Consider the following 12,850-nt stretch of genomic DNA (forward strand, 5'->3'; position numbering starts at 1 on the left):
TAATGACTAAAAAGAAATTATTGAAGGCTTTGGCCGTTGCTGCAATTGCAACAAGTTTGGTTGCATGTTCAGATAGTACATCAAGTAAAGATAAAGCAACTACTGAGGCTACTACTAATTCTGGATCTTCTGTAGCTACTGTGGCTCCAGCCGTATCAAGTACTGATGATACTGTGACAAAGAATGCTAGCTATACTATTGGTTATGGTATGGGTGCAACTATCGAAGCGGATAAAAACGTAAAATCTTACAACCTAAACAATAATAAAATAGTTGAAGGTTTTTCTGATGCTTTAAATGCAAAGAAGCTGGCTATATCTCCTGAAGAAATAGCGAAAAATATGGATACTCTACGTAATAAAGTACAACAAAAAATGAGTGAAGAAAGAGTTTCTAGCTTCCTAAAAGTTAAAGATAGTATTTATGGCTCTGATCTTACACCTAAATCTGATATAAAAGATCCTGAAGTAATTATATATGAGTTCTTTGATTATCAATGTATGTACTGCTCTAAACTTGCTCCACAAATCGAAAAAGTAATGCAAGATAACAGTAATGTACAAGTAGTTTTTGCAGAATTCCCTATATTTGGTGAAAGAGCTCCTACTTCTGAATATGCTGCTGAAGTAGGTACTGCAATATATAAACTATATGGTGCAGATGCTTATGTTAAGTATCATAATGGTATCTTCGCTACAGGTGAGGATGAAGGTAAACTAAAAGATTCAACTATCGACAAAGTTGCTGTTCAATCTGGTGCTGATTTAACTAAAGTTAAAAAAGCTATCAAAGATGATAGAATTGCAAATCATCTAAAAGATACGTTAAAACTAGGTTTTGAAAGTCTAGGTATTCAAGGTACTCCATTCTTGGTAATTGCTCCAGCTGTCAATTCTAATGCTGATAATACAACTGTGATAGGTGGTTACACAGATGCTGATAATATTCAATCTGCGATAGATAAAGCTAAAACAGCTCCAAAAACTGTAGCTACTACAGACAACACTACAGCAGTTACAACTCCTACAGCTACAGCAAATGATACTCAAGCTCAATCAAACGTAACAGAAGCTCTAGTAACAGATTCTGGTAGTTCAGTAACGGCGGATCAATCTAATGGTCAAGATGATGACGTTGAAGCATAATTAATCATACTTGTTCTTTATATTACTTTTACTCTTATGATGATATTTAACTGCTAAATATTATTGGCTTTATCTGTTAAAATATATCATCAAAATTAATCATAATAATTCTTATGTATAAAATTAGAAAGGGTAGTAAATATCTTGTTTTCTTTGTCGTAATCTTTGTCGCTCTTCCACCCTTTGCTATAGATGCTTATATTCCTGCTTTTGGTAATATCTTAGTTTCTTTAATGTTGATGTAAATAAGCTTACTATTACTATATCTACATACCTCATAGGCTTTGGCGTAGGTATGTTTTTTTGGGATGCATTATCAGATAGTTTTGGTCGTAAGAAAATACTTATTATTGGTATGCTTATTTATATTGTGAGTACTATCTTATGTTCATTTACACATAGTTTTGATACCTTAATATTTATGAGATTCTTACAAGGTCTTGGAGACTCTCCAGCATCGGTTGCTGCTATGGCTATACTAAAAGACTGCTATAGAGGTCAAAAGTTAGTAAAAACTGTAGCAACAATGGTAATGATATTTATGATTGCTCCTATAATAGGTAGTATCATTATTTACACAACTGGCAGGTGGCAAGATATTTTCCATTTCCTAACTATCTACGGAATTATTTTGTTGGTTATTACAATAATTATGTCAGAAACTCATCCTATACATAAGCGCTCTAAGAGCTTAGCTAGAAGTTTTATGGTATATATTATTCACGTAGCTAACTTACCATTTGTTGTTGGAACTCTGACAGGAGCTTTATGTTTTGGTGCATTGTTTAGTTTTATTAGCACATCATCAAATCTGATTATTGAATATTATCATCTTAGGTATACTCAATACTGTATATTATTTGCATTAAATATGTTTGGTATAATCTTTGCGGGTAATTTTATCAAGAAAAAACAGACAGGCACAATCAAAAGGTCTTATTTTTGTTGGTTACTACTTAGCTATAATAGTAATATTACTTAATATATTGAACTCGTATTTTTTAAATAATATTTATATTTTTATTATATTAAATGCTCTAGCAACAGGTTGTTTGCTCTAGTAAATATCATAACCACATCAAAAGCTCTTGATATTCTTAAAGAAGGCTATGCTGCTGGTAATGCGATAATTAGACTTGTTAAGTTCATAGTTGCTGCATTGGCAGGTTTTCTCTTAAGTTTTCTATCAGTATCAAAACTAATGGTTGGTATCCCTGCTCAACAATTAGCATTTATAGTAATTTCAATTGTCATATTTATGAGTATTAAAAATAGACTTTTTGCGAATTAAAGATGTAGTGTAACAGTTTATTTAAAATATTTTTTTACGAGTATGGCAGTACGGTAATGTTCCTTTCTTCATATAATAATCTAGGTGATAATCTTCAGCTACATAATAAGGTTTAACCACTCTTATATCTGTTATTACCTTGTAGCCTTTATTAAGTTCATATTTGATATTTTCTGCAATGTGCTTTTGCTTATCATTATAATAAAATATGGCTGATTTATATTGCTCTCCGATATCTGGACCTTGGCCATCAACTTGCTCAAAATCATGTATCTCAAAGAAATACTTTAAAACTTCTTCTAAAGATATTTTTTTCTTCTCAAAAATTATTCTAACAACTTCTAAATATCCAGTATTCCCTGCACAAACTTTTTTATAATCAGGATTTGGTTGATCCCCACCACAATATCCAGACTCTGCAAATACAACTCCATCAAGTTTTTTCATGTAATATTCTACACCCCAGAAACATCCTGCAGCTACAATAATTTCTTCGGTTTCACTTAAGCTCTCTACTGGTACAAAATCTACAGATGCCGAATTAACACAATAACGTGTATTTAGTTTAGTATATCCTTCACCATGAAATATATGACCAAGATGTCCATCACAATTATTACACAGAATTTCTGTCCTTCTGCCATCAGCATCAGGTAATTGTTTTACATTATTATCAATATGAATATTATAGCTTGGCCAACCGCATGTTGAAATAAATTTACTGTCAGCCTTGAATAACGGTGTACCACAATTACGACAGATATATGTACCTTTTTGATCTAAATCATTGTATCTACCTGTAAAAGGACGCTCTGTATCTTTGTTAATTATTATCTCATACTGATGTGGTGTTAGGCTTTTCGTTTTTAACATTGCAATACCCCTAGCTATTAAATATTGTTAATAATTATCATATAAACTCAAAAAAAATGTATATTCTAATCTACAATATTTATATGATATTTAAAGTTATTTTTTAGCATAAATACAAAAGGAGTTTGTATGAGTTGTAATATAAAAAATAAAGACTATATTTCTCTTGGTGTTTTTATAATAGTCATCTTAGGTACAGGGATGATTTCAGGAGCTCTAACATCAGCAAATATTTTGACTTTGTTTGCAAACTTAGAACATCCTTTTTTTGCTCCGCCTAATTGGATATTGCTCCAGTTTGGACAATTTTATATATTATGATTGCAATATCTGGATAGCTAGTATTCAAACAAAAGCTCTTAGACAAAAAGTATTTATGATCTATGCAATACAGCTAGGTTTAAACTTCTTATGGAGCTTTTTATTTTTTTGTTGACAAAATATTAGTTTGGCTTTTTTAGAAATGTCAATTTTATGGATATTTATCGCATGAAATCTTAAAATATTTATGGATATAAACAAAGTTGCTGGATATTTGCTCATACAATATTTTTTATGGGTAGGTTTTGCATGGATACTTAATCTTAACTATGTGATGCTCAATTAAGAATATCCTTATCTGCAACGACTAGATGCGAGTAATGCAAATGTTTATCATACTGATTAACGATATCAGCAATGACTTGATCTTTTGAGTATCCCATAATGTCATAATACTGACCTCCATGACTTAAAAGTACCTCTATACCCTATTATAGTTACCTAATTTTGACTGATAAGTTCTTAACATCACACTATATATAAAATCTTCATTACCTTCTATTGAAATACTTAATTGTATATGATCATGGTCTCTAATCACTTCTGTATTAATGCCATTTTTTTCCATTTCATCTACAACTTCTATTAAAGCTATTGTGACATCCTTTTGTAAAAACTCTATAGCCTGATCTTTCGATGGTTTATGAGCAATTGCTTCTAATTTTTTTTGCCAAGATGTATTTGCTTTTGCAAATTGAACAACAGTTGAATGTGTCTCAATACTTTTAAGCCTTAGATAATCTAATCTTAAAGATTTGATTAGTGAAACACACATCAAAAATAAAATAAACAACAATGGAAAAGCACTAATTATAGTCGCAGATTGTAAAGCTTGTAGTCCCTCTGCTAAAATTAATGATATTGCAAGCAAACCGCTAAGTACAGACCAAGCTTCTACTCCCCAGTGAAAGAATGTTGTATTCATAGCCTCTTTAACAAGCACTAATTCATCTGAAGATACATTAGGAGGTGCTAAAAAATGTTTTAGAGGCTCAGCTACTCCATAAAACATTAAACCAATTCCCATGCCTGCTGCAAATAACATAGCAAACCATAAAATATTAGGGTATTCAGGTAAGTCGTGTTCTTGTCCTAACTTGATATCACTAAAGCGGCTAAACATTAGAATCAAACATAAACATAAAAAAACACTCATTGCCAATATATAAGCCCAACCAAATTTCTCTAGAATTAAATTTTGTAGATATTGGATATGACTAGCAAATTGATTTGGATAAAAAATTCCCGACAACGAAAGAATGATGGCTAAAATAATAGCAGGATAAAAAACAGGTGCATAAGCACCTTTTTCACGTTGCATAATATTACTCTTGTTTAAATAATAGTTGTATTACCTTAACATTTATAACTACCTATATCAAAAATACATACCATAACTATTTAATCTGATTAGTAAAAAACATACAATATCTAGCAAAATATTACAGCTAATAGCTTAATGAAAAATCTAAGTCAAAAACTACTCAAAGAAATAAAGAAGCTTCGCTCACCTCAAGGTAGAAAAAAATCTATCTACTATATTATAGAAGGGCTAAGATGCTGTGATGAAGCTCTATCAAGACTACCTCGTGAATATATAATCTCAATACTTACAACAGATAATTCTGATAGCGTAGATTATCCTATAGATAAAAAATACACTCTCTCTGAAAAAGATTTTAATGAACTAGCACAAACACAAAATTCTCAAGGAGTGTTAATCTTAGCCAAGAAAAAAGATACCTCATCTGATTTTGAATTTAAAGATGATTTCACTTTAGTACTAGATAGAATACAAGACCCTGGTAATATTGGCACTATATTGAGAACTGCTATAGCAGTTGGCTTAACAGAAATATTACTTATAGATGGCACTGTAGATCCTTTTAACCCAAAAGCCATAAGAGCAGGTATGGGTGCACAATTTAGTCTGAAATTCAGATATTTTGAAAATTTAAGTGCTGTAAGAAATTATCCTATACTAAAAGAACGAAGAATTTGGCTAACGACTTCTCATGAGGGAGTTTCTTGTTACTCTGAAGAATTTAAGTTGAATAATAGTATCTTAGTCTTTGGAGAAGAAGCCAATGGTATAGAAGACTTTTCAGCAGGTGAAAAAACAATGATTCCTACTCTAAGTAATATTGAATCTTTAAATGTGGCTCAAGCTGCTACGATATATTTATTTGAAGGCCTAAGACAAAAGATGCTAAAATAAATATACAAATCGAAAGAGGAGAAGTACCATGAGCAAATGTAAAACACATCAAAATCATGATCATGAACACAAAGATGGCTGTGGCCACACAAAAATTAAACATGGTGATCATTACGACTACATACATGATAGTCATCTTCATCATGAGCATAGTGGTCACTATGATGAACATAAGTTAGAAGTAACAGAAAAAAATATAGAGGGCTGTCATCCAATTAAAGAAGATTGTTCTGGACATACTCATGGACCTAATTGTGGTCATGAAGCCGTACCACATGGTAACCACATAGATTATATTGTTGATGGTAAATTACACCACCCTCATGGTGATCATTGTGATGATCATGGACCAGTAGAAGTTATTACAAATAATAAAAAATAGTTTAAATGCCCTTTTTAAATTAAGCTCTCAATATTAGCAATCTCGAAATCATTATACTCATCAAATATTTCAACTAGTTCTGCAGGAATCCTTGCAGGCCGCCCTTTTTGAGTATTTACCATTACCCATATAGTATCTGCTTTACATAAGAGGGTTTTATCTGACTTTCTGTAAATGTGGTATTTTCTAAACGTTGAGATCTTTGTCATGCTCTCTACCCAAGTTATTACCACAATATCATCACCTAAAAAACCTTGAGCTAAATACTCGATAGTATGCTTCTTTACGAACCATGTCAGACCATGAGCCTCTGTAACATCAAATACGCCATTAGCCTTTACATGAGCAATTGCAATATCTTGCATCCATTGTAAATATACTATGTTATTTAAATGATTATTAGGATCGATATGCTCAGGTAAAACTTTTGTTTCATAAACAAAATATTTTAATTGGTCTTTCATTTTTTACCTAAAAAATTTACTAAATCACTATAGCCACCAATTCGCTTTCCATCGATAAAGATCAAAGGTGTAGTTTCTAAATTATACTTTTCTTTAAAAGTATCTGTTTCAGCTCTAGTCTTTAAAATGTGATCTTCAAAACACCAACCTTTTTCCTCGAAAAGTGCCTTTGCTTTTAAACCATATGGACAAGTTTTTTCTGGTGTTACCATTCTGTATAGGACTATATTTTTAAATTGATTTGTCATTTTTTTATAACTCTGAATACTGTATATTTGATAACGTAAAGTATACCACCTAGAAATATAAACTCATATATAAAAAAGGGATAAGTTATGTGTACAAATGTTTTTATAAATAAAAATGAATATAAAATCGAAGCAAGATCTATGGATTTTCCAATTAATATCGCTTTTGAAAATGGCTGGGATTACGTGGGGGTTGAGAATACTACAAATGTAATAATTGATGCAGACAAAATTCCTACAAATCAACTTGCAAATAGGAAAAATAAATATGGCTATTTTGGCAGATTTGGCTTTGACAGATCTATTTCTGACGGATTAAATACACAAGGATTATCATTTAGCGTGTTATATCTAGATATAACACAGTATCCTAAATACGATCCTAAAGATACACGCCCTGTCCTTGCGATATATGATATTGGTAACTTCCAATTAACAATGGCAAAAGATGTACCTGAGGCTCTTAAACTGATATCTGAATATCAACTCGTAAATAGTACAATCGAACTAAAACCTGGTGTTTTTGTCAAAAATATTCCTTTACATATCTCGCTTAGAGATTCTCTGGGTAATAGTGCTGTGATCGAATTTCTTAATGGTGAAATTTATATATACGAAAATACTGGTAATGTCTTAACCAATGCTCCTAGCTATAATTGGCATTTAGAAAATATCAAAGAATACCGATCGCTACTTAAGCCTTTTGAAGATTCTAACCAAACTTTTGCTGGTAAATTTATAAATTATGATGAAACTGTGAAAAGCTCACGACCAGAGGTTGCCAACTAATTGGTATGCCCGGAGACTTTAGCTCTACATCTCGCTTTGTGAAAGCCTATACGTTATTTGAACTTATGCTTGAACCAAGATCAAATAGAGAGGCTATTTATCATGCTACATCTATTATAGCTAATGTTTCTGTTCTACCTTATGAAAAGTCTATGACCCTTTGGACTACTATCAAAGATCTAAAGAATCTAACCGTGGCTTATAAAGATAATGCCGCATATCAAGGAACTGGATCTGTTGGTGTGTATGTTATGAGTATAGATACTGGTTATGTTACTTATGATCTGAAGGCTATGAATTTCACAGATATCCCACCACAAGTACAAGGTAGAGGAAAAAAACCAACTCCAAAAGAAAATATCAAACAAATTATTGAAATGTCTGAAGTTGTTGGTTTACAAAGACAGTAAAAATAAGACCTAATTTTCTTTTTGCTTCATTTTAATAGGCATGTGATTACAAAATGGCTCTTCTGCAAGATAGCTACCATGAATATTATAAGCTCTAGCTCTACAGCCACCACATATTTTGATGAGCTCACATGAGCCACACTTACCTTCATAAGCGCTAAAATCAGGCATATCATGCATTACATCACTGTTTTGCCAAATATCTGCAAATGATTTTTCTTTAATATTTCCTGCACTAACAGGTAGATAGCTGCATGGATAAACATTACCATCAACATCTAGCAGACATATACTTTGCCCAGCTATACAACCTTTACCACCACCAGTACCAAAGCTAAGAGCTCTTGAGCGAACTTTTGCTCCATCTTCTTTATTACGCTCGAAACAAATACGATAATAATGTGGCGCACACGTTGGACGCACAAGCATATCTTGCTCATCAGCTTCCATATCATAGTGCCAATTTAGGATATCTTGATAATCATCAATATCTATCAACTCTTGCATAAGCTCTTCACTACGTCCTGTTGGTACTATCATAAACAAATACCATGCTGTAGCTTCAAGAGATTTTGCTAGTTTATATACATCTTTGATCTCGTGTTGATTACGTTTGGTAAATGATGAGTTTATCAAGAATGGTACACTATGTTTCTTAAATAGTTTTGCAGCATTTATGGTTGCTTCAAAGGCACCTTTTTGGCTACGAAAATCATCATGCGTCTCAGCTGTAGCACCATCTATACTCAAAGATACTATACTTATGCTTGAGTTTTTGATTTTCTCACAAATCTCATCAGTAACTAATGAGCCATTGGTAGCTAAAGCCATACGTAGACCTTTACTAGCACCATATTTCAGCTAGTTCAAAAATATCTGTCCGTAAAAGAGGTTCTCCTCCAGAGAGTACTAATACAGGTTTAGCAAACTCCACTATGTTATCAATGATTCTAAAGCCTTCCTCAGTTGAGAAATCTGGATGTCCTATTACTTCACATTCCGAAGATAAACGGCAATGCACACACTTAAGGTTACAACGTCTAGTTGTCTCCCATGCCATCCATTTAAGTTGATGTTTCACTATATTTGCCAATTTAGACATTATTGAATATTATATCAAATAAAAGACACCTCTAGAAAAACAAATTTTAGTACTATAATATATGTTACAGTGTTAATACATAACTTAAGAATTATGAAATTAAAAAAAGTTTTATTTGCTTTCTCAATTGCTATCTGTTGCATCAATTTGAATAGCTGTATATTAAAACTTCCTTTCCAAATTGTAGATGATGTTTTTCATGATATTACTCCTTTTTAATCTAAACCTAGAATCACAGATCACCTCTATTAAAACACCCATAGATTATTAATTTTTGTTAATATCTATACTATAACTCTAGTATATTCAGCGAATAAATGTAATATTTACCATGCTTAGCTTACAAAGCTGATATTGTCAATTTATAGAAAATACAGGAGAAATGTCAATGTTAAAAAAGTTGCTATTGCTACAAGTATATTAGTCAGTGGTCTAGTTTATACTGCTCCTTCACCAGATTTTGCCAAAGTAGAAGAGCAACTAGTTAAAAATGATAACTACTCTGGTCACTTCATCCAATCACGCAAAATTCAAGGATTAGATAAGCCTATTCTTGCATCTGGTGAATTTGAGCTACCTAAGAAAAAAGGACTAGAATGGAATCAAGAGAAGCCATTTAAATCTTCTCTAAAAGCAACAAAAGATACTATTACAATCAAGACAGCAGATAGCCCTAAATATGTATTTGGTGAAGAAGATAGTCCAATGGTATTCTCATTCACTAAAATATTCTTATCCATATTAGAGGGTGATTCAAAAGTAATTTATGATAATTTTAACACTAAATTTAGTGGTACTACGAATAATTGGACATTAGTACTGACTCCAAAAACTGAATTACTATCAAAAGCTCTTAAAGAAGTAACTCTAAAAGGTGGTGAAACTATAACTTATGTAGAAGTAGTTGATGCTCAAAATAATGTTATGGATATCCAGTTTAGTGATATAGAAATCGATTCTTAATTATAATTTCATGTCTATAACTAAATTTTCTCTTAGTTTCATCTTATACTCTGTATTTGCACTTGTTTTTAGTTTTGGTATGTCAAATACCATAAATAACAAGAGCTCATCTAAAATTATCAAAGAATTAGCTAATATTTCTCTAAATATTGCTAGCTCTAACTATAATGTTTTTATCAAAAATCTAATCAACGCCTACCCGTAGTTATAGTAGTACATGGTTTCTCAAGATCAAAAGATAATATGTTTGGTTGGGGGAATTTCCTAGCTAGCCATGGATATTTTGTAGTAGTGCCTAATCTACCATTTTGGGCTAATCATAGTAAAAATGCTGAATTTATATCTGAGCTAATAAACTATATCTATAGCAATAGCGATTATACGAGCACTATAAATAATGATCTCGCTTTGGTTGGTTTCTCTGCTGGAGAATTAGCTACTTTGATAGCGACATCAGAGAATACTAAGGTCAAACTTTGGATAGGATTAGACCCTGTAGATGTAGGCAATTTTGGCTCTCAAGCTGCAAAGAATATAAACTGCCCTACCTATATAATAGCTGCACTAGCAAGCGCATATAATGCCAATAATAACTACAAAGATTTCATAATAAGTCTAAAAGATAATACTCTTATCAAAATTAATGGGGCTGTCCATGTCGATGCTGAATGACCAACTAGTAGATTCGCTGAGTTGTTCTGTGGTAGATACACACAGCAAAAAAGAGAAAGATTTCATGATGATGTGTTGAGGATTTTGAATAAGAGTTTTAAAAATGACTTATTGACAACTAATAATTATTCAAAATAATACTAATCTCCTCAGCCGCTCTACTAGGAAATATTCTAACATAGCCACCTAGCTAAACCATGTATATATGCTGCTAACATGCTTGCTGATAGAGTATCCAAACCTTGAGCTAAAAATGCTCCTATGATTCCAGATAATACATCTCCTTACCCTGCTATTGCCATGCCTTGATTTCCTGTAGCATTTATATAGATTTCATCATCTTTACAAATTAGACTACCAGCTCCTTTTAGTACTACTATGGAGTTATATTTTTTAGCTAAAGCTCTAACTGCAACAAATCTATCATCTTGGACTTCTTTGGTGGTGCAACCAAGTAGTCTTGCTGCTTCTGCAGGATGTGGAGTTATTATTTTATTTTCTAAATTAATAAACTTTTCTCTAATTTGCTGATTTGTTGAGATTATATTTAAAGCATCTGCATCAAAAATTGCAAGTTGAGTTAAATTATCAATTATTAACTCTAAGACTTGTTTAGATTCATCAGTTATATCAAAACCAACCCCTACCGCTAGAGCTGAGAAAGTATTTAGATTTTTAGAAATATCTCCTAGGAATTTTGTCATTAGTTCAGGCATAGACATATCAGCACGGAAGTCTTTATCTAGAGATATCATTGAGATCTTACCACAGCCACTATATAGCGAACTTTTCCCAGCTAATTGTAAAGCCCCATTCATACCAACATTACCACCAATTATAGCTAGATTGCCATAAGTACCTTTATTAGTATTTTTCTTTTTTCTGATAATATTGTCTATATTTATATCTTGAATATCATTTTTATAAACTTGATACTCTGATTGAGTAATCTTGATATTTTGATTATCAATCAGCTCTTTAACAGTTACTTTGCCAGCATAATCAAGACCATCACTTGTATGTAGCCCTTGCTTATCTGCTAAGAATGTAATTGTCTCATTGGCTTGGATAGCTTCACTATATACTTTAGCATTAAAAGCGCCTAATCCACTTGGTACATCTATAGCTAATGTGTATTTTGAATTTTGATTTATAACTTTAACAAGTTCTAAAATATCTCCTTTTAAATCTCTATCTAGCCCTATGCCAAATATTCCATCTATTACAACATCATAATTATTAATATCCAGCAATTTATCTAAAGGAGCCTTTAACTTTGAAAACTCTTGATAATAACTTTAGTTATCTAGATTACCTTTTGGAAAAACTCGATAAACATCAACATTATATCCTAAATTAAACAACTTGATAGCTACAACAATTCCATCACTGCCATTATTACCTGAGCCTACAATTACTAATACTTTATTCTGTTTATCAAATTTAGCACTAATAAGTTTAACAATTTCATCTGAAGCATTCTCGATTAGGTTTAATCCTTGAGAAATAGCATACTCTTCAATTTCACGGTTTTGTTTTTCTGTTAAGAAATACACTTTTTAAAATCCTAAAAATTACTAAGTCTGTAAATATGATAAGCGAAAGATAAGACATTTGATATCATAAAATATCTTTAGGGATAAGTTAAAAATCTCAACGCTGAACTGCTTGTACACTATCAGTTGGTCCTATATTAAAACAAACTTTTGCAGTAGTTGCATATTGATGAACTACGTTGACTAATTTTTCAAATAAGTAAAAACAATCATAATCCTTACGTACACCTACACCTATTAGGACAATATCAACGACTTTGATGATGGAATATTTTTTACAATTTGACATAGTTTATTAACTGCTATATCAATGCTTACAAATGTTGTTGGTAAATCAACGGCTATAATCTCATCATAGCCATCTTTCAAAAAATTAGCTAAAGATGACATGTCTTTACTCATTATTATATATATTA

General features: G+C 31.7%; 15 protein-coding genes and 4 pseudogenes. 10 read left to right on the forward strand and 9 right to left on the reverse strand.

All coding sequences use genetic code 11. The features are described from left to right. The first annotated feature begins 2 nt into the window (after positions 1 to 2). The gene (locus FNO12_RS05225) at positions 3 to 1,145 is read left to right on the forward strand and encodes a DsbA family protein (RefSeq protein ID WP_014714996.1); all 1,143 of its coding nucleotides are present in this window, start codon (positions 3 to 5) and stop codon (positions 1,143 to 1,145) included. A gap of 113 nt (positions 1,146 to 1,258) precedes the next feature. Next, positions 1,259 to 2,436 (forward strand): annotated as a pseudogene (locus FNO12_RS11540) (MFS transporter). Positions 2,437 to 2,457: 21 nt separating this feature from the next. On the opposite strand, the gene FNO12_RS05235 reads toward FNO12_RS11540, so the two are convergent. Next, positions 2,458 to 3,309, reverse strand: coding sequence for a bifunctional methionine sulfoxide reductase B/A protein (locus FNO12_RS05235; protein ID WP_014714997.1), 852 nt, complete (start codon positions 3,307 to 3,309; stop codon positions 2,458 to 2,460). Between the two features lie 129 nt (positions 3,310 to 3,438). On the opposite strand from FNO12_RS05235, the pseudogene FNO12_RS11545 reads away from it, so the two are divergent. Further along, positions 3,439 to 3,916, forward strand: a pseudogene (locus tag FNO12_RS11545) (TspO/MBR family protein). Here FNO12_RS11545 and FNO12_RS05245 read toward each other — a convergent pair. Then, a pseudogene (locus tag FNO12_RS05245) lies at positions 3,909 to 4,951 on the reverse strand (BCCT family transporter). The pseudogenes FNO12_RS11545 and FNO12_RS05245 sit on opposite strands and share 8 nt — an antisense overlap. 138 nt (positions 4,952 to 5,089) lie before the next feature. Between FNO12_RS05245 and FNO12_RS05250 the strand changes: the two are divergent. Further along, a complete protein-coding gene (locus FNO12_RS05250; protein WP_014714999.1) occupies positions 5,090 to 5,848 on the forward strand; it encodes a TrmH family RNA methyltransferase in 759 nt (252 codons plus the stop codon). Between the two features lie 28 nt (positions 5,849 to 5,876). Then, entirely contained in the window at positions 5,877 to 6,230 is a 354-nt protein-coding gene (locus tag FNO12_RS05255) for a hypothetical protein (protein WP_014715000.1), read from the forward strand. 14 nt (positions 6,231 to 6,244) lie between these two features. Here the strand turns inward: FNO12_RS05255 and FNO12_RS05260 are convergent, their stop codons facing one another. After that, complete coding sequence (locus tag FNO12_RS05260) at positions 6,245 to 6,694, reverse strand: acyl-CoA thioesterase (protein WP_014715001.1); 450 nt, start codon at positions 6,692 to 6,694, stop codon at positions 6,245 to 6,247. Beyond that, entirely contained in the window at positions 6,691 to 6,942 is a 252-nt protein-coding gene (locus tag FNO12_RS05265) for a glutaredoxin domain-containing protein (protein ID WP_014715002.1), read from the reverse strand. Before FNO12_RS05265 ends, FNO12_RS05260 begins: the two co-directional genes overlap by 4 nt. Positions 6,943 to 7,029: 87 nt before the next feature. Between FNO12_RS05265 and FNO12_RS10585 the strand changes: the two genes are divergently transcribed. Continuing rightward, entirely contained in the window at positions 7,030 to 7,731 is a 702-nt protein-coding gene (locus tag FNO12_RS10585; RefSeq protein ID WP_233418127.1) for a linear amide C-N hydrolase, read from the forward strand. 5 nt (positions 7,732 to 7,736) lie between these two features. Further along, the gene (locus FNO12_RS10590) at positions 7,737 to 8,141 is read left to right on the forward strand and encodes a hypothetical protein (protein ID WP_233418128.1); all 405 of its coding nucleotides are present in this window, start codon (positions 7,737 to 7,739) and stop codon (positions 8,139 to 8,141) included. A 9-nt stretch (positions 8,142 to 8,150) separates the two neighbouring features. Here the strand turns inward: FNO12_RS10590 and FNO12_RS05275 are convergent, their stop codons facing one another. Further along, a complete protein-coding gene (locus FNO12_RS05275) occupies positions 8,151 to 8,972 on the reverse strand; it encodes a radical SAM/SPASM domain-containing protein (RefSeq protein ID WP_231138786.1) in 822 nt (273 codons plus the stop codon). A 13-nt stretch (positions 8,973 to 8,985) separates the two neighbouring features. Then, positions 8,986 to 9,222, reverse strand: a complete 237-nt coding sequence (locus tag FNO12_RS11755) for a radical SAM protein (protein WP_233418129.1) — start codon at positions 9,220 to 9,222, stop codon at positions 8,986 to 8,988. A 375-nt stretch (positions 9,223 to 9,597) separates the two neighbouring features. Between FNO12_RS11755 and FNO12_RS05280 the strand changes: the two genes are divergently transcribed. The 3 genes from FNO12_RS05280 to FNO12_RS10605 are packed head-to-tail and all read left to right on the forward strand — an operon-like array spanning position 9,598 to position 10,878. Further along, a complete protein-coding gene (locus FNO12_RS05280) occupies positions 9,598 to 10,206 on the forward strand; it encodes a LolA family protein (protein ID WP_030005619.1) in 609 nt (202 codons plus the stop codon). 10 nt (positions 10,207 to 10,216) lie between these two features. After that, positions 10,217 to 10,411 (forward strand): hypothetical protein, encoded by a 195-nt coding sequence (locus FNO12_RS10600; protein ID WP_231138784.1) that lies wholly within the window; start codon positions 10,217 to 10,219, stop codon positions 10,409 to 10,411. A 2-nt stretch (positions 10,412 to 10,413) separates the two neighbouring features. Continuing rightward, on the forward strand, positions 10,414 to 10,878 hold the full coding sequence (locus FNO12_RS10605) for a poly(ethylene terephthalate) hydrolase family protein (protein WP_302846517.1): 465 nt from the start codon (positions 10,414 to 10,416) through the stop codon (positions 10,876 to 10,878). Positions 10,879 to 10,996: 118 nt separating this feature from the next. On the opposite strand, the pseudogene FNO12_RS05290 reads toward FNO12_RS10605, so the two are convergent. The 3 genes and pseudogenes from FNO12_RS05290 to FNO12_RS09660 all read right to left on the reverse strand — a co-directional run bounded on the left by FNO12_RS05290 (position 10,997) and on the right by FNO12_RS09660 (position 12,836). After that, a pseudogene (locus FNO12_RS05290) lies at positions 10,997 to 12,434 on the reverse strand (NAD(P)H-hydrate dehydratase). A 97-nt stretch (positions 12,435 to 12,531) separates the two neighbouring features. Further along, positions 12,532 to 12,723, reverse strand: coding sequence for a hypothetical protein (locus FNO12_RS05295; RefSeq protein ID WP_041257339.1), 192 nt, complete (start codon positions 12,721 to 12,723; stop codon positions 12,532 to 12,534). Further along, positions 12,672 to 12,836, reverse strand: a complete 165-nt coding sequence (locus tag FNO12_RS09660) for a hypothetical protein (RefSeq protein ID WP_155728359.1) — start codon at positions 12,834 to 12,836, stop codon at positions 12,672 to 12,674. Before FNO12_RS09660 ends, FNO12_RS05295 begins: the two co-directional genes overlap by 52 nt. Positions 12,837 to 12,850: the final 14 nt, after the last annotated feature.

It is taken from the genome of Francisella orientalis FNO12, assembly GCF_001042525.2.
Taxonomy (GTDB): Bacteria; Pseudomonadota; Gammaproteobacteria; order Francisellales; family Francisellaceae; genus Francisella; species Francisella orientalis.